Annotated in this window: 19 protein-coding genes and 1 tRNA gene; 11 read left to right on the top strand and 9 right to left on the bottom strand. The window is 61.2% G+C overall.

Translation table 11 applies throughout. From position 1 onward, the window contains the following. Positions 1-23 precede the first annotated feature (23 nt). Together G6M89_RS13200 and nrdR are read right to left on the bottom strand one after the other, a co-directional pair. On the bottom strand, positions 24-2,468 hold the full coding sequence (locus G6M89_RS13200) for a ribonucleoside-diphosphate reductase subunit alpha (protein ID WP_165162305.1): 2,445 nt from the start codon (positions 2,466-2,468) through the stop codon (positions 24-26). Between the two features lie 7 nt (positions 2,469-2,475). Continuing rightward, complete coding sequence (gene nrdR, locus G6M89_RS13195; protein WP_165162304.1) at positions 2,476-2,967, bottom strand: transcriptional regulator NrdR; 492 nt, start codon at positions 2,965-2,967, stop codon at positions 2,476-2,478. 197 nt (positions 2,968-3,164) lie between these two features. Here nrdR and G6M89_RS13190 point away from each other — a divergent pair, with 197 nt between their 5' ends. Further along, positions 3,165-4,385, top strand: coding sequence for an NAD(P)/FAD-dependent oxidoreductase (locus G6M89_RS13190; protein ID WP_165162303.1), 1,221 nt, complete (start codon positions 3,165-3,167; stop codon positions 4,383-4,385). 308 nt (positions 4,386-4,693) lie between these two features. Here G6M89_RS13190 and fen read toward each other — a convergent pair whose 3' ends face one another. Next, a complete protein-coding gene (fen, locus tag G6M89_RS13185; RefSeq protein WP_165162302.1) occupies positions 4,694-5,671 on the bottom strand; it encodes a flap endonuclease-1 in 978 nt (325 codons plus the stop codon). 116 nt (positions 5,672-5,787) lie between these two features. Here fen and G6M89_RS13180 point away from each other — a divergent pair, with 116 nt between their 5' ends. Both G6M89_RS13180 and G6M89_RS13175 read left to right on the top strand, forming a co-directional pair. Continuing rightward, positions 5,788-7,188 carry a PQQ-binding-like beta-propeller repeat protein gene (locus tag G6M89_RS13180; RefSeq protein ID WP_165162301.1) on the top strand — a complete coding sequence of 467 codons (1,401 nt, stop codon included), beginning with the start codon at positions 5,788-5,790 and terminating at the stop codon, positions 7,186-7,188. 3 nt (positions 7,189-7,191) lie between these two features. Then, the gene (locus G6M89_RS13175; protein WP_165162300.1) at positions 7,192-8,052 is read left to right on the top strand and encodes a hypothetical protein; all 861 of its coding nucleotides are present in this window, start codon (positions 7,192-7,194) and stop codon (positions 8,050-8,052) included. Here the strand turns inward: G6M89_RS13175 and G6M89_RS13170 are convergent, their stop codons facing one another. Next, complete coding sequence (locus tag G6M89_RS13170) at positions 8,053-8,649, bottom strand: GNAT family N-acetyltransferase (RefSeq protein WP_343162646.1); 597 nt, start codon at positions 8,647-8,649, stop codon at positions 8,053-8,055. Positions 8,650-8,765: 116 nt separating this feature from the next. Between G6M89_RS13170 and G6M89_RS13165 the strand changes: the two genes are divergently transcribed. Continuing rightward, on the top strand, positions 8,766-9,068 hold the full coding sequence (locus tag G6M89_RS13165; protein WP_165162299.1) for an amphi-Trp domain-containing protein: 303 nt from the start codon (positions 8,766-8,768) through the stop codon (positions 9,066-9,068). Positions 9,069-9,080: 12 nt separating this feature from the next. Here G6M89_RS13165 and G6M89_RS13160 read toward each other — a convergent pair whose 3' ends face one another. Next, entirely contained in the window at positions 9,081-9,239 is a 159-nt protein-coding gene (locus tag G6M89_RS13160; protein ID WP_165162148.1) for a hypothetical protein, read from the bottom strand. A 137-nt stretch (positions 9,240-9,376) separates the two neighbouring features. Here G6M89_RS13160 and G6M89_RS13155 point away from each other — a divergent pair, with 137 nt between their 5' ends. From G6M89_RS13155 to G6M89_RS13140, 4 genes are read left to right on the top strand one after another with little or no spacing between them, the layout of a single operon-like run. After that, the gene (locus G6M89_RS13155; RefSeq protein WP_165162298.1) at positions 9,377-10,342 is read left to right on the top strand and encodes a substrate-binding domain-containing protein; all 966 of its coding nucleotides are present in this window, start codon (positions 9,377-9,379) and stop codon (positions 10,340-10,342) included. A gap of 17 nt (positions 10,343-10,359) precedes the next feature. Continuing rightward, positions 10,360-11,088, top strand: a complete 729-nt coding sequence (locus G6M89_RS13150) for an ABC transporter permease (RefSeq protein ID WP_165162297.1) — start codon at positions 10,360-10,362, stop codon at positions 11,086-11,088. Beyond that, positions 11,088-11,855, top strand: a complete 768-nt coding sequence (locus tag G6M89_RS13145; protein ID WP_165162296.1) for an amino acid ABC transporter ATP-binding protein — start codon at positions 11,088-11,090, stop codon at positions 11,853-11,855. Before G6M89_RS13150 ends, G6M89_RS13145 begins: the two co-directional genes overlap by 1 nt. Positions 11,856-11,889: 34 nt before the next feature. Next, complete coding sequence (locus tag G6M89_RS13140) at positions 11,890-12,609, top strand: TOBE domain-containing protein (RefSeq protein WP_165162707.1); 720 nt, start codon at positions 11,890-11,892, stop codon at positions 12,607-12,609. Positions 12,610-12,907: 298 nt separating this feature from the next. On the opposite strand, the gene G6M89_RS13135 is transcribed toward G6M89_RS13140, so the two are convergent. The 4 genes from G6M89_RS13135 to G6M89_RS13120 form a co-directional block, all read right to left on the bottom strand. Then, positions 12,908-12,978, bottom strand: a tRNA-Gly gene (locus G6M89_RS13135). An 80-nt stretch (positions 12,979-13,058) separates the two neighbouring features. Beyond that, the gene (locus G6M89_RS13130; RefSeq protein ID WP_165162295.1) at positions 13,059-13,772 is read right to left on the bottom strand and encodes a class I SAM-dependent methyltransferase; all 714 of its coding nucleotides are present in this window, start codon (positions 13,770-13,772) and stop codon (positions 13,059-13,061) included. Positions 13,773-13,829: 57 nt separating this feature from the next. After that, entirely contained in the window at positions 13,830-15,929 is a 2,100-nt protein-coding gene (locus G6M89_RS13125; protein ID WP_165162294.1) for a type II secretion system F family protein, read from the bottom strand. Continuing rightward, complete coding sequence (locus G6M89_RS13120; protein ID WP_241175339.1) at positions 15,929-17,926, bottom strand: type II/IV secretion system ATPase subunit; 1,998 nt, start codon at positions 17,924-17,926, stop codon at positions 15,929-15,931. Before G6M89_RS13120 ends, G6M89_RS13125 begins: the two co-directional genes overlap by 1 nt. A gap of 206 nt (positions 17,927-18,132) precedes the next feature. On the opposite strand from G6M89_RS13120, the gene G6M89_RS13115 reads away from it, so the two are divergent. From G6M89_RS13115 to G6M89_RS13105, 3 genes are all read left to right on the top strand, one after another. Then, complete coding sequence (locus G6M89_RS13115) at positions 18,133-18,609, top strand: DUF5793 family protein (RefSeq protein WP_165162293.1); 477 nt, start codon at positions 18,133-18,135, stop codon at positions 18,607-18,609. A 92-nt stretch (positions 18,610-18,701) separates the two neighbouring features. After that, positions 18,702-19,856, top strand: a complete 1,155-nt coding sequence (locus G6M89_RS13110) for an ABC transporter ATP-binding protein (RefSeq protein WP_165162292.1) — start codon at positions 18,702-18,704, stop codon at positions 19,854-19,856. Between the two features lie 124 nt (positions 19,857-19,980). Continuing rightward, entirely contained in the window at positions 19,981-20,259 is a 279-nt protein-coding gene (locus G6M89_RS13105; RefSeq protein ID WP_087714721.1) for a UPF0058 family protein, read from the top strand. Positions 20,260-20,311: the final 52 nt, after the last annotated feature.

The raw sequence follows: 20,311 nt of genomic DNA, 5'->3' as shown, positions 1-20,311 counted from the left end.
GCGTGTTTGGTTGGTGGCGATGCTTACTGACAGGCGTCGCAGGTCGGATCTTCGACGCGACAGAGTTCGCTGTCGTCGCCGCCGTCCGTCTTGACCGCGTCGTCCGTTGTGGCCGTCTCGTCCCCACTCGAGCGGTGCTGCGTTTTCCCGTACTCGTCAAGGTCGAGGGTGGATTTCTCGATCTGGGAGGCCCCGAGCGTCCGGAGGTAGTAGGTGGTTTTGAGGCCGAGTTCCCAGGCCGTCTGGTAGATGTCGTCGAGCAGCGAGCCGTCGGTGCTGGGGAAGAAGACGTTGTGCGAGATCGACTGGTCGATCCACGTCTGGCGGACGGCGGTCAAGTGCAACTGGTGGCGCGGGTCGATTTCGAACGCGGAGCGGTACAGTTCCTGAACGTCGTCCGGGATGGCGTCAATCTCCTGAATCGAGCCGTCGTGGAACTTGATGCGGTCGACCATCTCGTCGTCCCAGCGGTCGCGGTCGCGCAGGTCCTCGACGAGGCGGTCGTTGATCACGGTAAAGTCGCCGCTCATGTTCGATTTGACGTAGAGATTCGAGTACTGGGGCTCAATCGAGGGCGTCGTCCCGTTGATCGTCGAAATCGTCGCCGTCGGCGCGATTGCCATCGTATTCGAGTTACGCATGCCGTGTTCCTCGATGTGTTCGCGAACGACGTACCAGTCGAGGGTTTCCTCCCGGTCGGTCGGAATCTCGAGCCCGCGCTCTTCCTCGAGGACGTCGACAGTGTCCTGTGGAAGCAGGCCGCGGTCCCACTTCGAGCCCTCGTAGGAGGGGTACGCGCCGCGCTCTTTGGCGAGTCGCGAGGAGTTAAGCAGGGCGTGATAGGAGACAAACTCCTGCCAGCGGTTCGCACGCTCGACGGCGTCGTCGCTTGCCATCGGCGTGTCGGTCGCCATGAGCGCCTCGTGGAAGCCGAGCACGCCGAGTCCAATTGGGCGGTGGCGTTCGTTCGACGCGGCGGCTTCCTCGGTCGGGTAGAAACAGAGGTCGATGACGTTGTCGAGCATCCGCATCGCCGTCTCGATGGTGTCGGCGAGGTACTCGCGCTCGAGGCGGCCATCCTCGATGTGTGTCACGAGGTTGACGCTACCTAAGTTACAGACGGCGTGTTCGTCCTGGCTCGTGTTGAGCGTGATTTCGGTACAGAGGTTCGAGGAGTGGACGACGCCTTCGTGGTCCTGTGGCGAGCGGACGTTACACGGATCTTTGAACGTGACCCACGGGTGACCGGTTTCGAACAGGCGGGTAAGCGTCTTGCGCCAGAGGTCTGCGGCATCGACGCGTTCGTACTGGCGCAACTCGCCATCCTCGGCCAGTTGCTCGTACTCGCGGTAGGTCTCGGCGAACTCCGAGCCGTAGGTTTCGTGGAGTTCAGGCACTTCATCAGGCGAGAACAGCGTCCACTCGCCGCCCTCGCGGACGCGTTTCATGAACAGGTCCGGAATCCAGGCGGCCGTGTTCATATCCGGCGTCCGGCGGCGCTCGTCGCCCGTGTTTCGCTTCAGGTCGATGAACGACGGGAAATCGAGGTGCCAGCACTCGAGGTAGCCACAGGCAGCCCCGCGGCGCTTGCCCGAGCGGTTGATCGCCGCGGTGACGTCGTTCGAAATCCGAAGGAACGGCACCGTGCCGGTCGATTCGACGCCGGTCGAACTGATGAGCGAGCCCGACGCGCGGACGTTCGTCCAGTCGTTGCCGAGGCCGCCGCTCCACTTCGAGAGCTGGGCGTGAGACTGATAGGCATCGAAAATGCCCTCGAGATCGTCTGGAATGGTCGTCAGATAGCACGAGGACAGCTGTGGGTGGGCCGTGCCGCTGTGAAACAGCGTCGGCGAGGAGGGCGTAAACTCGAGGCGGGAGAGCACGTCGTAGAACTCCTTCGTGCGTGCCTGTGGGTCATCTTCCTCGAGTGCGAGTCCCATCGCGACGCGCATCCACATCGCCTGTGGGAGTTCCAGTCGCTCGCCGTCAGCCGTTTTGAGGAAATAGCGCTGATACAGCGTATCCAGCGCCATGTACTCGAAGTGCTCGTCGCGCTTGGGCTCGAGATAGGATGCAAGTTCCTCGAGATCGAACAGGTCGTCCATCCGCTCGTCGAGGAGGTCGCAGTCGACGCCGTGTTCGATATTCTCGCGGAAGGTCTCGCGGTAGGCGCGGTCGAGGTCGAAGCCCTCGAGATCCTCGCCGATGACTTCGCGGTAGTACTGCTGGCGGAAGACGTCGGCTGCGAGCTGTTTGTATTCGGGGTAGCGTTCGATGCGGGCGGTCAGGACGTGGAGGATGCCCTCGTAGATTTCCTCGTCGTCAGCGCCGTCGTAGAGGCTGCGTTCGGCTTCGGTGACGAGGTCGTCGACTGTCTCGTCGTCGAGGATCGATCCATCCTCGGCGCGCGTTCGATTCAGTACGGTTCGAATCCGGCTGCTGAGTGTTGTCTGTGCAGTGTGACTCATGTATTGGTCAGGTGGTGTCCGACTCGGTGCTGTTGGACGCATCGTCGTGTTCGCCCTCGAGGACGGCATCGAGTTCGCGCAGGAACTCCTCGGGGTCGGAAAAGGCCCGGTAGACCGAGACGAATCGGATGTAGGCGACTTTATCGACTGCTCGGAGCTCCTGTGAGGTCAGATCGCCGATGGCGGTCGTCGAGACGATTCGGGTGTCTCGGTCTCTCAGACGCGTCTCGATGCGGTCGACGAGGTCGGTGACGGTGTCCTCGTCGACCGGGCGTTTTTCGACTGCGCGTTCGATGCCGGCCCGGAGTTTTGCCCGGGCGAACGACTCGATGCGTCCGTCTCGTTTCTTTACCTGCAGGGTGTCCCACTCGGGTCGCTCGTAGGTGGTGAATCTGAACGAACAGCGTTGGCACTCGCGTCGGCGTCGAACGGTCATCGAGTCGGTCGTGCCCGTATCGACGACGCGTGTCCGGTCGTGGCTGCAATCTGGACAGTCCATAGATGTCTCTGTTCGTATCCGCAGGCGTTCAACCCCATATATCGGGGTGATGCTGTTCACCCCCAACTGTGCGGTGTCACTCCTTAAGCGTTACCAATAAAATTGTAGTAGAACAAGTGCACTTGATTAGCTGTCGATGGTGAGTATCGATTTCACTGATATGAACCGCTATACCGCTCGAGCATCTATCGACTCACATGCACGTCGTCGTCCTCGGCGCGGGCTATGCGGGCCTGACGCTGACGCGCTTGCTCGAGGAGAGACTCCCCGATACGGCCGAGCTCACGCTGATTAACGACGAACCCGACCATCTCGTCCAGCACGAACTCCATCGCGTGATTCGCCGGCCGGAACTCGCCTCGGCAATCACCGTCTCGCTCCCTGCCGTTCTCGAGCGGGCTACGGTTCGCATCGCCCACGTCGAAGAAATCGACCGCGAGTCTCGGACCATCTCGCTCTCGAGTGGCACGCTCTCCTATGACGTGGCCGCGATCTGTCTGGGCGCACAGACGGCCTACTACGGACTCGAGGGTGTCCGCGAGCACGCAACACCACTGAAGTCGCTCGCGGATGCGATGGCGATTCGCCAGCGCGCACTCGAGGTGTTCGCCCAGCCGGACGGCCACATCGTCATTGGCGGGGCCGGGCTCTCCGGCGTCCAAACGGCGGGTGAACTGGCCGTACTCGCCCGCGAGGAGCGTGCGGACGTGACGATCACGTTGCTCGAGCAACTCGAGTCCGTCGCGCCGGCGTTTCCCGACAACTTCCAGCAGGCCGTTCGCGACGCACTCGAGGCGCAGGGAATCGAGGTTCGGACGGGGACTGCCGTGCTCCGAGCCGATTCGGAGCGTGTCGTCCTCGAGTCGGGCGAGCGACTGCCAGCGGCGCAGTTCGTCTGGACGGGCGGTATTCGCGGCCCGGACGCCCTTTCTGGCGAGCGACCCGCAGTCGAGAGCGACCTTCGACTCGACGAGCGGACGTTCGCACTCGGCGACGCTGCCGCCGTAACGGATGCCGACGGCGAGCCGGTGCCTGCCAGTGCGCAGGCGGCGGTTCGCGAGGCGCGAACGGCGTCGACAGCGATTGCACGCGTTGTCACGGACGAACTCGAGGCGGCGACTGCGACTGACAGCGAGCAACACGTGACCGACAGTGGAGAACACGTGGCTGACGACGGCGAGGAACAGACAGAGACGCCCGAATCGTTCTCGTTTGACTCACCCGGCTGGCTGGTCAGCGTCGGCGACGATGCGGTTGCCCAACTCGGCCCCGCGGTCGTGACTGGCCGGACCGCGAAGGCGCTGAAGACGACCGTCGGACTGGGCTATCTCTCCGCGATTGGCGGCCTCGAGAACGCGAGCGGGCGGGCCTATCGCGAGTTTATTGCGGATCGCGTTCGAGACTGGAGCGAGCGCTAACGGCGTCGCTGCGGGCTGATCTGGTTCGAAGAAGGGTGAAATCGATGGGTGACGTGGGTGATCCAGCAGGGGATTGTAACGGTCTACTGTGCCGTTGGCGGTTGTACCGACACATCGGGACACCAGACCGTACCATCACTCCAGCACCAGCGGGTTTTGCTATCCGGCGCTTACAGCCCGCTCGTTCGACTCGGCCTCGAGACCCACACCTTCCTCAGTCACCTGCGCTGGCTGGTATGGGCGGGCTACAGCGTATCGGGGTGGGTAGCAACCCCTCGAGTGCAAGGCAAACTGGCGTCCAACCCCGATCAGGTCCAGCGGTCCAGTCCAACCTGCGTGATGCTCTCGTCGATCCGTTCGAAGCCGCGTTCGACCTCGTCGGCGTCGACGGCCCACTCGTCGGTGACAAAGTCGCGGGCGGCCTCGAGATCCGGGTCGAGCGTCGTGTCGAACTCGTAGTCGTCGGTCACGTTCGGGTCGCGAAACAGCTGGCGGACGCGGTCGCCGTACTCCACGCTGTCGCCGCGGGCCTCGAGAACGCTCCAGAGGTCGCCGTGTTCCGTGATCTCCGAGATGGCCGTTTTCGGGCCGATTCCCCTGACGCCCTCGTTGAAGTCCGTCCCGATCAGGATGGCGGCGTCGATGAGTTGCTCGAGCGTGAGGTCGTGATGGGCGAGCGTCGCCTCGAGGTCCATCAGTTCGGGGTCGCCCTTGCTCGTCAGTTGGCGCAGGGTGCGAGGCGCGCCAAAGAGCAGGGCGTCGTAGTCCTCCGATCCAACATAATCCGCGTCGCCGCGGCGGACGATGTGGGCCGCCTGTGCCTCTCCTTCCGCGGGCGCTTCGACGATTGGCACGTCGAGCAATCGCAGGAGTTCCCGGCTGGTCTCTTGAATCGTTGGCGTCAGGCGCTGGGTTCGGGACTCGAGTTGGGCGATGGCGACCTGATCGCCTGCTTCACGGGCCTCCTCGAGTTGTTCCTCGTACGTTTGGCGCTGTTCTCGGCGGGATTCAATCTCGTCTTCCTTGAGGTCGGAGGGGCCGCCGTCGAAGACCATGACGGGCGTGACGTCGTTCTCGAAGAACTTCGGCAGGCCCTGGACGATGCCGATGAGGTTTGCGACCTCGGTGCCGTCGGCGGTGGTGTACTTCTCGCTCGAGGTCCACTTGACAGTGGTCGTCAGGTAGCGATAGAGCCAGTTGTGCGCGTCAACAGCGACGACGCCCTCGATATCGGCGAAGGGGACGTCTTCGATGACGGCGATGTCACGGAGTGCAGCGTTTCCCATTGTACACTCCTTGGGAGGGCTGGGATTTTATGATTGGCTTTGCCTGTCCGCGACGGGCAACCGAACAACAAGAGCTTTAGTTCGCGATAGAAACTGTCGGTCAAGAAAAACCTTCGATGACTGTGATCGACCCTCCACGTCGAGCCATCCTCGCAAGCGTTGGCATGCTTGGTGTAAGCGGCTGCCTCGAGTCCATCACCGGCAGTGTATCGAAGGAGCAATTTCCATCTGATCGCGACGATGACTGGCGTATGTACGGCTGCGACTCCGGACGGACGCGATTCGTGCCCGACGCAACACTTCCGCGAGACGAGCCGGAGGTTATCTGGGAACATGGTGTCGGTGCCTCCGGGTGGTATCCACCAATCGTTGCGGACGGAACCGTTTACTGTCAGCACCCGAACGGTCTGTTTGTTATCGACCGCGATACCGGTGAGGGGCCAAACGTCTCGACACACGGCGGTTTCGGCCGCGGTATCGGGCCGATGGCACTCGGCTCGACGACGATCTATCGAGATGGCGTCCTTGTGGTTCCCTACGGCGAAACGGTCGTAGGCTATGCAGCGGGTCCGGATAGTTGGCCACGCAGTGTCGACGGTCTCGGGCACGCCCGTGCTCGCTGGTGGGCAGATGGAGAGTCGGTCAGCACAGAGGCATTTCAATCAGGCTTTGGCGAGCCACAGTGGCTCGGTTCACCACTTGTCGTTGACGACGCGATCATCACCCTCCATCCGGTATCGACGACGGTCGCGGCCAGCGATCCGAACGACGGTCAGCGTCGGTGGCGATTCGATTTCGAGACGGCCGCTCCGGTAGACGACGGCCACGTCGACATCGGTGGGCATGTCGTCGACTCCACTACGGAGACGGTCGTCATCGTGGGCGGCTATCGGGAATCAAACTCAGTTCTCCGATCACCGCTACTTGCTGGCGTCGACCTCGAGGAGGGAACGCTCGTGTGGTCCAGCGACCGTCCGGAAAGACAGGGACCGACCGCCAGCAGTGATGCTATCCTCGCACACGACGGCGACGTCTATATTGCCGAGTTGACTGACGAGTACGATGAGCTCGAGGTGCTCGCACTCGATGCAGCGACAGGTGACCGGCGATGGCGACGAACGTTCGAGCACTCGACACACGTCGGACTCACCGTCGACGAGACGACGGTCTATCACGTTGGGACGAGCCCAGCGTCGGGGTCGGACCCGCTCACAATCGTTGCACTCGACCGCGACGAGGGCCGCGTTCAGTGGGAGGTAACGCTGGACGACCCACCCGGTTCAAAATGGTCTCCACACACGCCACCACCGACAGCAGCCGATGACCTCCTGTTGGTTCCCGGTCAAAGCGGACTCCACGCCCTCGAGCGAACAAGCGGTGATCGGCTCTGGACGTTCACCGAGATGGTTGGGACGTCGGGTGGGAGCGATACCGAACGCGACGGATTGACGCCCGCAGTTGTCTCCGGTGATCGAATCGTCTTCGGCACGACACTCATGCTCTACGGCCTCGAGTAATCCATGGCACCCACAGTTTCCACTGCGACAGCAGACGAAACCGAGACGTCGGAGACACGATCCTCAGTTCTCCGCACAGCAGTCGACTTGCTTCGCGCTCAGCTATGGCTGGTCGTGCCATTTTTCCTCGTGGGAGTTCTCGGCGCGGCGAGTTCTCGTGCCCGCGTCGACTCGCCCTACCCCACCGCGTTTTCGCCGTTTCCACAGCGCGGTGTCATCTCCGTCCAGGTTCCGTTCGTTCCACCCCTCGAGCCTGCAGTCGAGTTTAGTCCAGCGCTGTTACTCGGGATTCGACTCGAGTCGTTTCTCGTCTTGCTGGGCTGGCAGGCAGTCATCGCGTTCATGACGGCGGTCGTCCTCGCTATTGCACTCTGGACTGTGAGTCCCGAGACGACGGGCGTCGTTCCACCTCTGCCGAGAATTGGCTGGTTGTTCGGCTACGTGTTTGCCGTCCAGAGCGGGTCGTTTGCGCTGTTGTTCGTGAGTCGAAGCACAGTACGTCCGTCAATACTCGCGGTAATGACGTTCGTTATCATCGTCCTCGCCGTTGCTATTGCGCTGTTTTTGTTCCCCGCGTTTCTCGTCCTCGGTGGTCTGGGGCCGGTTGATGCGCTCCTCGAGAGCGTCGTACACGCGAGCCGGCCGATCAGGATTGCGGGATTCCTGCTTGCAATCGGTACGCTCGGATACGTCCTGACGGGTGTCGGACAGCTTCCACACTGGCCGACGGATGGCATCGTCGTCGGAACCATTGCAAGCGTTACGGTCGCATGGACACTTTACGCCGCGATACTGGCTGCCGCCTATCTGTGCTGGGTCGACCGTAGACCCGGCGACCCTGACGAACCTGCTCGAGCAGGATGACTACACCACGTCGCTCTTTGGCGGGTCGCTCCCACGACGCGACTCGAGAAACTCCGCTTCCTCGTCCGACAACTCACGTTCGCGGTACTGCTCGAGTCCGGCCTGATACCGTTCCTGTGGGTCTGTCTCGCCGTCTTCGAGCGCATCGGGCTTTGGGTACTCGAGCACTAATTCTGCGATGCCGGTCGTCTCGCCGGTGTAGGTAAATCCGGTTCGGTACAGCGCTTCGTAGGCGAAGGGGTTGTTGACCGCGATTTTGAGACGGTCGTAGCCGCGCTCTATGGCACGGTCACGGACCAGTCCGCAGAGCTTGGGGCCGATTCCCTCGCCGCGCCGGTCGGTCGCGACGGTGACGTAGCGCAGCCACAGGGTGTCCGCGTCGGTGCGGTCCTCGTTGAACGCGACCGCGCCAATGACGTCGTCCGCGTACTCCTCGCTATCGTGCTGGTCACGTTCCGTCTCGTTCGCAACCGCTTGCTCTCGAGCGACGGCTTTCCCCGTGTTCGTCATGACGAACTTCCCGGCGTAGCTAAAGCGCCGGTAATCAAGTCGCAGTTTCGGGCCGTCGGGCGGCCAGCCGAGTACGTCGTAGTCCACGGTCGCTGATGGCTGTCGAGACGCATAATCGCGGCGGTCGGATGCCACCGCTGCGGTCTTCAGGCTGTGGAGTGCCGGGTCGGCTTTTTTCCACCAGTTCGTCGTAGACAGTGGCGATGTCCGACGATTCCGACCCCGACGACGAAACAGACGACGAAATTGAACTCCTCGAGCGAGAGTTCGACGGGTCGCCCGCCCAGGCCGCCGGCTGGCTGCGCGAACTCGGTGAGACGCTCGAGGCTGGCGGCGAGTTAACAGTCTACGATGACGACGACGAGTCAGTGACCGTCTCGCTCCCGGACGAGGTACTCGAGTTCGAGGTGGAACTCGAGCGCGAACCGTCCGATGCGGGTGACGAACTCGAACTGGAGATCGAACTCGAGTGGCTCGATCCCGACACCATCGACACGGACGACTAACGCGAGCGCCTCTCAGATTCGGGTTCGCCACCGCTGGGTGCGCACCACTTCGTCTTTCATCGCCGAGCAGTGGGCTTTCGCGCGGTCCTTACCGAGTTCATCTGTCATGTCCTCGGTACAGGCCTCCCACGTGCCACCGATTGCAGCCCAGTACTCGAGGGGTGTAGCCACGCACGGTTTCGTTTCCGGGCGTCGAAACCACATTTGATTATTTATTTCCAATGGGGCACTCGAGAATCCGCAGTCGTAACTGAAACTCCTTATCCGGCACCCCAAGCTATTTGCTCGTGCCAGCTATCGTAGTATCTATGTCGATACAACGCCGTCGACTCCTCGCGACGGCCGGGAGCGGGCTTGCGGCTGGACTTGCTGGATGCTTTGCTAGCGATGATGACGGTACTAGCAGCGACGACGCCAGCGAGGACAACGGGGCGAATAGCCCGGACATCGTTGGCGAGGAACTCACGCTGACGACGACGACCAGCACCTACGATACGGGGCTGCTCGACGACCTCAACGCCGCCTTCGAGGAGCGCTACGGCGTGAGCGTGCTGACCGTTTCCGAAGGAACAGGTGCCGCTCTCGAGCACGCCCGAAACGGCGATTCGGACGTGGTGATGGTCCACGCCCGCGAACTCGAGGACGAGTTCATGGCGGACGGCTACGGTGTCAATCGTCGGGACCTCATGTTCAACGACTTCGTCGTCGTCGGCGAAGCGGATGATCCAGCCGATATTTCCGGTTCGGACGACGTCGAGGCGGCGTTCTCGGTGATCGCCGAGACGGAATCGCCGTTTGTCTCGCGCGGTGACGAGTCCGGAACCCATACCAAAGAGCGCGACCTCTGGGACGCCGCAGGGCTAACCGTCGAGGAGTTCGGCGAGTGGTACGTCGACGGGGGCGGTGGCATGGGCGAGATTCTGAATCAGACGAGTATGCAAGGTGGTTACACGCTGGCTGACCGCGGGACAGTTCTCGATATGCGCGACGAACTCGACCTCGAGATACACGTCGAGGGGCCGGTCGAGGATGGTCCTGAGGAACTGATGAATCCCTACGGAATCGTCGCCGTCAATCCGGCTGTCCATGATCACGTCGCGTACGACCTCGCAATGGCCTACATCGGCTACATTACGGGGCCGGAAGGACAGGATCTCATCGACGGATACACGTCAGACGGCGAGCAACTATTTTTCGCCGACGCACTCTCAGAGGACTCGAACTTCGAGCAGTACGTTCCCGAGGAGTGGGATGGCTCCAGTGGCGATAACTGACCGACGAAACCCAATCGATGCCACTCGAGCCCACGACACTTTCGACCCTCGCCCCACTGCTCCTCGAGTTTCCGTTCGAGGAGGACTACATTCGGAGTATCATCGTCGTCTCGCTGTACGTGAGCATCGTTGCAGTCGGGTTGAGTACGGTGTTCAGTCTGCCAATCGCGCTGCTGATCGGATTTACGACGTTTCGCGGGAAGGCGCTGGTGACATCGCTCATCAACACGGGGATGGGCTTTCCGAGCGTCGTCGTCGGTCTCGTCGTCCTCTTTGCCGTCTCGAATCAGGGGCCGTTCGGGACCTTTGATCTCGTTTTCACCACAGAGGCGATGATCATCTCGCAGTTCATCCTTGCAACGCCGGTCATTATCGGCGTCAGCCTCGCGGCGGTCAGCAGCGTCGAGCAGTCGGTCCGTGATGCAGCCTACGCAATGGGCGGGACACGCACGGACGTCGCACTCGTAACGATCAAAGAGGCGCGTTACGGCATTGCAACCGCCGTTCTCGCGGGCTTCGGCCGAGCGATCAGCGAGGTCGGCGGCGTCCTCATCGTCGGCGGCAACATCGCAAGCTCTGATGGCACCTCCGTCACCAGGACACTCACAACCGCGATCCAACTCGAGGCGCGCCAGGGTCGGTTCGAAACGGCGATGATCCTCGGCGCGATCCTGCTCGTACTCGTTCTGATCGTCAACGCAATCGTTGTCCGACTCGGCAACGGAAACGGAGGTGGCCGCTACTGATGACACTCGAGGCACACTCCCTTGGACACGGATACGGAAGTGAATCCATCTTTGAGGATGTCTCACTGTCAGTCTCACCGGGCGAGGTCGTCGCACTCATCGGCCCCTCCGGTGTCGGCAAGTCAACCCTGCTTCGACTGCTCGCGCTATTCGACCGCCCCGACGAGGGAACGATCACGTACGGTGGCGACTCCGTCTGGCAACTGCCGAAACAGCGCCGACTCGAGTACCGCCGGCAGATTGGGATGGTCTTTCAGGAAGCGAGCCTCTTCGACGCGAGCGTTCGTCGAAACGCCACCTACGGCCTCCGTGTTCGACAGTCGTGGGGTGACCGCCTTCGCCACGAACTGGCAAGCCTCGTCGGCCGACCGAACGGAACCGGTGCTGCCCTCGAGGCGCTCCGGACGGTCGGACTGGCCGACAACGCAGAGCAGGACGCCGCGTCGCTCTCCGGCGGGGAGAAACAGCGTGTCGCGTTCGCACGCGCGCTGGCCTACGAGCCGGATATTCTCCTGCTCGATGAACCCACGTCGGACCTCGACCCGCGAAACACGGCGGTTATCGAAGACGCCATCCAGCAGGCCCGAAACCGCGGTATCGGCGTCGCTATCGCAACCCACGACATGCATCAGGCCGAACGAGTTGCCGACCGCGTCGCCGTCCTCCTCGACAGCGAACTCATCGAAATCGGCCCGACAGAGACCGTGTTCGACGACCCAGCCGATGACCGAACCCAGAAATTTATCGATGGCGAACTGGTATATTGATTATCACTCGAGCGGAGTTTCAATGAACGCAAACGTGCAGGTCGAACGGGAGTATGCGACGCGACTCGTGATCGGGAGCGTCACCATCGAGCAACGCGATATCGACATGCTCGCCGCAATCGACGAGTTCGGTTCGATGCACAAGGCCGCCGACGAACTCGAGCGATCGTACGCCCGATTGCAAAATCGGGTCGTCGAAATCGAGTCCGCCGTCGGCTCGATTACCGAACGCCGTCGCGGCGGCAGCGGCGGCGGTGGGACTAACCTCACCGAGACGGCGCGCGAACTCCGCCGGCGATTCGAACGCCACGCCACCGAACTCGAGGGCGTTGCTCGTGTCACCGAATCCGTCTTTTCAGGCCCTGTCCGCGACCGAGACGGCGAACTTGCGACCGTCGAGACGGCACTTGGTCCCGTGCTCGCGCTGGTCCCCGAGGGCGCGAGCGAAGCACAGGTCAGCGTCCGCTCGGACGCAGTCGTTCTGACTGACCCCGATGACACGCCTCGAGGCGACGGCACCAGCCTCCGAAACCAGTTTCCTGGCATTGTCGACTCTCTCGAGACTGGCGACTCGATCACCAGCGTTTCGGTGCGACTCGCTCCCGATGTCGAGATACAGGCGCTGGTGACGAACGCAAGCGTGGACCGCTTGGGACTCGCAGTCGGGCGTGAGATCACAGCCTCATTTAAGGCGACCGCAGCGAGAGCCGTGGCGCTCGAGACGGCAGACGATACTGCTGGACCTGATCAGTGACTGTTGCCTGTCGATGGCTCCATGCCCGCTCGAGCGGTCAGTTTGCGACGTGTTGGTTGCTCGTCGTCGCTCGAGTGTGGGTGGCAAAACCGCGGGCTAGGGGTGTGAACACCGCTCGAGGATTTCACTCTCGCTCAAATCCTTCGTGGACTTCTGTTGTGTAACTCGGCGACCAGCAACAGTGTGCGGACCGGGATTGTGAACCACGCCTGAGAACCTGTTCACTGCGTTCGCAGAACTTCAGCTTGATCCAAATTCCCTCTCATGTGTTCTCTTCTCACGTCCCTTCATCAACAAGTGCGCGGACCGGGATTTGAACCCGGGCCATGAGCTTGGAAGGCTCAGGTCCTACCACTAGACCATCCGCGCGCACTCTTCCGTTTTCGCTCGGTGTTTAAGGGTCTTCCTTTTTCGAGTGGCGATTGTCAGCCGCCTTCGAATCCCGCCCGTTACCGTCCGCCAGCCACCGTCGCATAGCAGTTCCCACTTGAGAGTTCCCATTCGAGGATCTCGAGGTCGCTCGCCTCGAGATCGGCCTCGAACTCCTCGGGGGCGTAGATATGGTAGAATCGGTCGACGGGCTCGCCGCCGGGGAGGGTCCACTCGACGGTGGTGTCGAACCCCTCATCGGCGTCGAAGCGGTCGTGGGCGGTCGACCACGCACTAACGAGGGCTTGGCCCTCGGGGGCGAGCACGCGCGCGAGTTCGTCGAGACTGGCGCGGCGGGCTGTCTGCGTGGGGAGGTGATGGAGGGTCGCGACGTAGATAGCGACGTCGACGGTGTTCGATGCAAGCGGGAGCGCGGCCGCGTCGCCCTGACAGAGTGCAACCGGGAACTCGCGCTCGGTGGATCGCTCGCGCCCCGTCTCGAGCAGGCCACGGCTGATGTCGAGACCGACGACGGTCTCGCAGTGGGGGGCGAGCAGTTCGGCGTGGCGACAGTTGCCACAGCCGAGGTCGAGGCCGACGCTGGCTGCGTCTGCTGTCTGTGCCTGCCACTCCTCGACGAACGTGTCGACCTCGGGCCAGGCGTACTCGCGCGTCGATGCGAAGTGAGTCGCAATCCGGTCGTAGGTCTCGCGGACGCTGTCACGCGACTGAGTCGTGGCGTCGTCTGATTCGCTCGCTCGCTCGTTCGCACTCGAGTCCTCGCCCTCAGACATTACCGATACTCGAGGGCCGGACTGGAAAAAGCGTTCGTCCCGCACTCGAGGCCGCCGTTAGACGATGACTGCGAATAGCAGTACGGAGAGTCCGATCATCGCTGCGGCGTGTTTCGCACCGGCACGCAAATCGCCAGAGCTCAACTGGCCGGCGATCAGTCCGGAGAGTAAGCCCTGGACAAGCGTCGCGTGATAGAACACGGTCGTGAACGTGCCGAGACCCTCGCCACCCAGTCCCTCGAGTCCGCTGACACCAGCAGCAGCGTCACCCATATCGAGGTCGGTCGGCAGGTTCGGCAGCAGATACGCTGCGAGCACGGTAATGATGAATAGGAAGACGAGAAACGAGATGTAGACGACGATCATGTACTCGACCATCGACTGCTTGCGCTTGCGTTTGAGTCGGCGGTCAGCTGCGGCTTGGCGGCCGGCGATTCGCAACACGGTCGCGAGGTTGCCACTCGCGTTCATCGCCTCCGTCAGAAGCGTGACGACTCGTGATGTGGCACGCGTTCGGACCCGTCGCTCGAAGCGCCCGAGCGCAGATTGGAGGTCGGCACCCCACTGGATATCTGCCCAGACGCGATCGAGTTCCTCGCCCAGCGGCCCCAGATCTGAGCCCCGGACGTGATTGATCGAGGAGACGATCGACATCCCCGCGTCGTTGACGCTCGCAAGTCGGTCGAGCAGATCCGGCACTGCCGCCTCGATTGCCTCGAGTCGTCGCCGATGGAGTTCATAAAAGATCGCGAAGACGGTCAGGACGAATAGCGCGCTGACGGCGGTCACATCATCGATGACGGTCACGTCGAAGCCGCTTTCGGTAAACGCCGCAGGCAGTCGCCAGGCGATAACGCCGAGTGCGATAGGCACGGTGACGACTAGTGACAGCGTGGGCCGCTCGAGCAGTGTCGAAATCGGACTGGTGAGGCGCTTGCGTGCGTATTTGAATCGCTGGTAGTAGCGGACGCGCTCGACGTTTGACTGTCCGGTGTCGGCTGTGTGTGCGAGGCCGCCGTCGGGCCGGGGACGAGGCTGTGTCGTAATGCCAGCCGTCGGCGAGTCAAGGCCGGAAGTCGACCTGGCGGAGTCGGTTGGTGAGGCCGTCCCCGGCGTGATTGAATCGGTGACCATGCTCAGATAGACGATAAAGGCGATGTTTCCAAACGGCAAGATGACGTAGATGAGCGCCTGCAGTGGCTCGAGCGTGTCCCCGACTGAAATGCCGATAACGACCAAAATCGTGATGAGAAACAGCGGGCCAGCGACCAGGACGGTCACGTAGGCTTCGGCGAGCGTCCCGAGCATCTCGAGGGTTTGTTCTTGTTGGGATTCAGATTCCTCTTGAAAGTCGTGGTACTTCCCCTCGAGAAAATCAGCGAGGCTGTGGCCGCTTTGGAGAACACTCACCAGATTCTCGGTGAACTCCTGGAACTTCGGGCTGGGAGAGCGCCGCCCCATCGTCTGAAGGGCGGTGATGGCGTCCATACCGAACGCATCCATATTTCGGACGGCGACGTCGAACTCGGCTGCGGCTTCGCCGTACGTGGTCTCCTGTTGGGCGACGATACGGACGATTTTGGGGAATTCCATGCCACTTCTCGAGAGGGCGTACATGAATGCGACCGTTGAGGGGAGTGCGGTGTCGATTCGGCGAGCGCGGTTGTCGGCAACGTAGGATAGATACCACCAGCGGAGCCAGTAGACGCTAGCGCCGACGACGGCTCCAATCGTAAGACAAGAGACGATTAATAGGGCGGTCAACTCGCCGAGTGAGAGGGTGGGAATGCCACCGAGGTTTGCGAGAAAGCCAAACGCGCTGGGGAGTGACTCGCGCATGGTTTCGGGATCAATTGCGAGGAGGAGCAACAGCCCCCAAATAAGGTAAATGCCGAGAATCGACCCGGCGAGTGCAATCAGTGCTGCGTACAAAATCGTGGTTGCGCCGTACTCTCGGTAGGTTGTTGGGATCTGTGCGCCGTGGAGTGCGGCTTGTCGATCTGGCTGTTCGTGTTTGAACTCGGCGACCGAATCCCCGAAGAGTCGGACCGACACCCGCGTCAACAGCCGATCGATACCGGCGTGGTATCTCGCGGCGATGACCAGCGAGAGACACCCCAGTGCGAGTACCAGCGGAACAGCGCTTGCGGGCGTCATCAGTGTGGTGTCGTCTCCTCGCCACCACCGACACCATCGTCGGTAGCTTCGGTTCGGTCGTCCCGTTCAGCCTCGAGTCCGTCATCTTCTGGCCGTTCGTCCTCACCGTGGGCATCGCCACCGTGCTCATCGCTGCCCGGTTCGGCTGTGTTGTCTGTCGGCGCTCCATCCGCGTCCTCGATCGTCTCGAGGACGCTCTCGCGGTCGACGTAGTACTCGTTGACGAGCGCGGTAAAGCGCCGGTAGTCTGAGATGTCGTTCGCACAGAGGTACTGGAGGAACCGTTCGCGATCCTTGAGTTCGGTCAGTAACTGGGTTCGTGACCAGCCACGCTCGTTGCGGATTGTCTCGAGGACATGACTGCCACTCGAGTGGAACTCATCGCCATCGTTGTCCCAGGTGTACGCCGTTGAGTAGTCGAGTTCGCCGGTTCGCTGGTCGATGCCCTCGATTTCGGCGATGACTTTGTTTCGGCGGACGCGACCATCCTCGAGACGGGTAAGCGTCTGCACGGAGAGAATATCGAGGCTCTGGACCATCGGCCGCGGGACGTTGATTGGCTCGTTCTCGAGTCGGTTGATCACTGTCTGGACCGAGTCGGCGTGCATCGTCGAGTAGGTCGTGTGGCCGGTGTTCATCGCCTGAAAGAGCGTGATTGCTTCCTCGCCACGGACCTCGCCGACGACGATGTATTCGGGGCGGTGTCGCAGTGCTGACCGGAGTAGGTCGTACATCGACACGTCGGTCCCTTCGTGGATTCGTTCGCGCGTGACCGAAGAGAGCCAGTTGTCGTGATACAGTTGGAGTTCGCGGGTGTCTTCGATGGTCAACACCTTCGAACGCGGCGGGATAAACATCGAGATGGCGTTCATGCTCGTCGTTTTCCCCGAGGCTGTCCCACCTGCAAAGAGGAGACTCTTGTTGTGCTCGATTGCCAACCAGAGATAGGCCATCTGCTCGATGCTGAAGGTGCCGTACTCGATGAGATCGACCGGCGTAAACGGCTCATCAGCGTACTTTCGGATGGTGAATGCAGAGCCGCGCGGGGTGACCTCTCTGCCGAGAGCCAGTTCGGCACGCGAGCCATCGGGAAGTGTCGTCTCGACCATTGGATCACCGATCGAGATATGTCGACCCGAGTGCTGGGCGAGACGCACAACGAACTGATCGAGTTCGTCTGGCCCAAACGAGACATTCGTCTCGATGTCGGTATAGCCCTCGTGATAGACAAAAATTGGCAACTCGTAGCCGTCGCACGAAATATCCTCGACGTGTGGATCGTGCATGATCGGATCCAGCCGACCGTAGCCACGGAAATCCCGGTGAATGTAGTAAAACAGGCGATAGAACGTCGCCATCTCGATCTCTGCGCCATAGCGCTCGAGGTACTCACGAATCGTGTCTTGTAAAATCGCCTCAACATCGGCATCGGCGTCTTGCTCGCGATACAACAGCGGGTCGCGGATGTCTTCGAAGAGCGTCTCGAGCAACAGGCGCTCGCTCTCGGTTAGTCGCGGTTCGACCACGTGGTATCGGTGGTGACTGCGCTCGGAGTCGTAGCCGATTGTCACGAACGAAAACGGGGCGTCGACCCAGTAGCGCTCGACTTCCTCGAGGCCATCGATGCCGTCGAATTCGATGAGTGGCTCGTGGCTGTCGGGGTTGTACTCTTTGACCTCGATATCGGAGCCACGGAGCGTCTCGAGGACGCGCCGAATCACGCGTTTGGCGGTATCGAACGTCGAATTCGGGTCTGGATCTGGTGCCTGCTCCTCAGCGGAGACGCCAGCGGGTGTCGCGGTCGGTTCGTCGGCTGTGTCGCCCGTTTTGGGTGTCCCTGGTTCTGTGCCAGCGGTCGTTGTCGTCGATGCTGATTGCCCTGGCTCGGCCGACTGTTCGTTTTGGGTCGCAGTTTCGGCGGTACTACCCGTGTCATCTCCGCTTTCACTCTCGGAGTTGGCTGCGTCGTCCGCGTCTGAATCTGTGTGTGGTGCCATCGTGAGGAATGTCGACGAACAGACGACAGTACGTTCGTCGCATATCCTTACTGAACCATCTTAAATCAGACGGTCAGAGACGTTTGCTGGCGTGACTTGCGACTCGTCGCCGCGGCAGTGACATCCCTCGAGTCAATAACTATCCCACAATCTGTCAGGTTGTGCGTTACGTTGATACGGTGTGAGCGCTAACTTGTTTGTACGGAATGAGGCGCGAGCACTTCACATTAGATGTGGATAACGTCGACTGGGTTGAAACGAATGGTGAGCCACGCAAACCTGCAGTATCGATTGCGTTCACTGGCCCCACTTCGATGCTTCGCGAGCGCCTGACAGACCACGACGGAAACGTTCTCGAGGCCAGCGAGACTGACGTTGCGCTTCGCCTCCAAGAGCCACTTGGTGACGAGACAGCAGGCGTGGTCAGCGTCACAAATCGAATTACTGGCGAGTTTATTCTCGAACTCAATGAGGACGCGGACGACGTGTTGACGTTCATCCGCGCCGCTCGCGGCTACGGTGAGGACGTCTCCGAAGACGACGGCCGCTACGATGTCGAAATCACGCTCGAGGACGAGTCCGAGCCGTTTGTCACCTATGACAAGCGGACGTTTCTTGTCTACGACGACGAGGGGAGTCTGTTGCGCCAGCACAGTCTGATCCCGAGCGGCGTCGAACTGTAGCTCCCGGCGGGTGGGAAGGGACCGGCAGCTATAAGTGTTTTAGGCTGTCCTAAAGTAATAGAAGCCGGCATGGCGGCTGCCGGCGGTCGATCATGTCGAATGGGCAACTACTCAGAACGACGGTCGAGGAACCGACGCCGGAGCGTGCCACCACAAATGACATCGTCCTCGAACTCGAGACTATTGCAAAACGATACGGGAGCGAAGAGGTTATTCCCGACCTTTCGCTGTCGGTTCACGACGGCGAGATTCTGACGTTGCTCGGCCCATCGGGCTGTGGAAAGACAACGACACTCCGTCTCATCGCCGGCCTCGAGGAGCCAGACGCTGGCTGTGTACGACTCGATGGAGACGCTGTTGCTGGTGATGGTCACTTTGTTCCACCGGAAAACCGTGGCGTCGGCGTCGTCTTTCAGGAATTCGCGCTGTTCCCGCACCTAACCGCTCGTGAGAATGTCGCCTTTGGATTGCAGGGCTGGTCCGATGCAGAGAAAGACGCCCGCGTGACAGAGTTACTCGACCTCGTTGGCCTCGAAAAGCAAGGCGAGAGCTATCCTGAGGAGTTATCTGGTGGCCAGCAACAGCGGGTTGCGCTCGCTCGTTCGCTCGCGCCTGAACCGGCGATGTTGTTGCTCGATGAACCGTTTTCGAATCTCGACGTGGACTTGCGCGTCGAGATGCGCGAGGAGGTACGCCGCATCATCAAGGAAGCAGGTGTCACCGCGATTTCGGTCACGCACGATCAAGAGGAAGCATTGTCAATTTCTGACCGGGTTGCCGTCATGAACGACGGCGATATTGAACAGATTGGCACGCCAGAGCACGTCTTCCAGCAGCCAAAATCTCGGTTCGTCGCCGGCTTCCTCGGCCACGCTAGTTTCCTCTCGGGCGAGGTTCGCGGTGACGACGTCGAAACTGCCGTTGGCCGTGTCCTCCGCGATGATGTCAACGGCCTCGTCACGGAATACGACGGGACTGATATCGACTTGCTCGTTCGCCCGGATGACGTGACCGCCGTCTCCGCCGCTGATGTCGAATCAAACGGGCGCGTCGTCTACCGGCGGTATCTCGGCCCGACCGTCCTCTATCGCGTCGAACTCGACTCCGGCGAGACGATCGAATGCATGCACAACCACTCCGACCAGATCGACTTAGACGAACGCGTCGCCGTCCGCGTCACCGCCGACCACGAACTTGCGTGGTTCCCTGCCGGCCAGCGCGACCGCTCCGTTTCCGTCGCCGAGTAGCGCTGTCCACACTGTCTTTTCGTCACGGTAATCGCTGTTGCTAATACGTCTGGCGTTGATACGCACCGGATTTGCGAGTGCTACGCACACAATCCTTAAGCCGAGACCGTTCGTACACGTTCCCATGCACAAAGACGAACTCCTCGAGCTCCACGAAGAACTCGTTATTATCATGGAGTACTTCGCCGATCGCGAGGAGGTGGATGCGGAGTTGTTCGAGCCGTATCGTCAGCTCGACGTTGATCCATCGCACGTCCATAAATCCAAGAGCGAACACAAACACGCCGTCTTCGTCCTCGGCAACGCACTCGCAAAGGGCATGAGTGAAGACGAGTTCTCGAGTGCCGGCCGGATCGGCAAGCGGATGAAAGAACTCGCCGACGACGCTGAGTCGAAGATTTAAGCACGAGTGTGTCTCGAGGGCGTTTTCTCACCCGTCTCGAGGCGGTTTGTTC

The organism is Natronolimnobius sp. AArcel1, from assembly GCF_011043775.1.
Classification (GTDB): Archaea; Halobacteriota; Halobacteria; order Halobacteriales; family Natrialbaceae; genus Natronolimnobius.
Note: the sequence above shows the minus strand (reverse complement) of the source record. Positions and strands in the feature narration are given on the sequence as shown.

What these genes read in the sequence shown, in the direction of transcription:
- G6M89_RS13200 (WP_165162305.1), bottom strand. Translation starts at nt 2,468, where the DNA reads ATGAGTCACACTGCACAGACAACACTCAGCAGCCGGATTCGAACCGTA.
- nrdR (WP_165162304.1), bottom strand. Translation starts at nt 2,967, where the DNA reads ATGGACTGTCCAGATTGCAGCCACGACCGGACACGCGTCGTCGATACG.
- G6M89_RS13190 (WP_165162303.1), top strand. Translation starts at nt 3,165, where the DNA reads ATGCACGTCGTCGTCCTCGGCGCGGGCTATGCGGGCCTGACGCTGACG.
- fen (WP_165162302.1), bottom strand. Translation starts at nt 5,671, where the DNA reads ATGGGAAACGCTGCACTCCGTGACATCGCCGTCATCGAAGACGTCCCC.
- G6M89_RS13180 (WP_165162301.1), top strand. Translation starts at nt 5,788, where the DNA reads ATGACTGTGATCGACCCTCCACGTCGAGCCATCCTCGCAAGCGTTGGC.
- G6M89_RS13175 (WP_165162300.1), top strand. Translation starts at nt 7,192, where the DNA reads ATGGCACCCACAGTTTCCACTGCGACAGCAGACGAAACCGAGACGTCG.
- G6M89_RS13165 (WP_165162299.1), top strand. Translation starts at nt 8,766, where the DNA reads ATGTCCGACGATTCCGACCCCGACGACGAAACAGACGACGAAATTGAA.
- G6M89_RS13155 (WP_165162298.1), top strand. Translation starts at nt 9,377, where the DNA reads ATGTCGATACAACGCCGTCGACTCCTCGCGACGGCCGGGAGCGGGCTT.
- G6M89_RS13150 (WP_165162297.1), top strand. Translation starts at nt 10,360, where the DNA reads ATGCCACTCGAGCCCACGACACTTTCGACCCTCGCCCCACTGCTCCTC.
- G6M89_RS13145 (WP_165162296.1), top strand. Translation starts at nt 11,088, where the DNA reads ATGACACTCGAGGCACACTCCCTTGGACACGGATACGGAAGTGAATCC.
- G6M89_RS13130 (WP_165162295.1), bottom strand. Translation starts at nt 13,772, where the DNA reads ATGTCTGAGGGCGAGGACTCGAGTGCGAACGAGCGAGCGAGCGAATCA.
- G6M89_RS13125 (WP_165162294.1), bottom strand. Translation starts at nt 15,929, where the DNA reads ATGACGCCCGCAAGCGCTGTTCCGCTGGTACTCGCACTGGGGTGTCTC.
- G6M89_RS13120 (WP_241175339.1), bottom strand. Translation starts at nt 17,926, where the DNA reads ATGGCACCACACACAGATTCAGACGCGGACGACGCAGCCAACTCCGAG.
- G6M89_RS13115 (WP_165162293.1), top strand. Translation starts at nt 18,133, where the DNA reads ATGAGGCGCGAGCACTTCACATTAGATGTGGATAACGTCGACTGGGTT.
- G6M89_RS13110 (WP_165162292.1), top strand. Translation starts at nt 18,702, where the DNA reads ATGTCGAATGGGCAACTACTCAGAACGACGGTCGAGGAACCGACGCCG.
- G6M89_RS13105 (WP_087714721.1), top strand. Translation starts at nt 19,981, where the DNA reads ATGCACAAAGACGAACTCCTCGAGCTCCACGAAGAACTCGTTATTATC.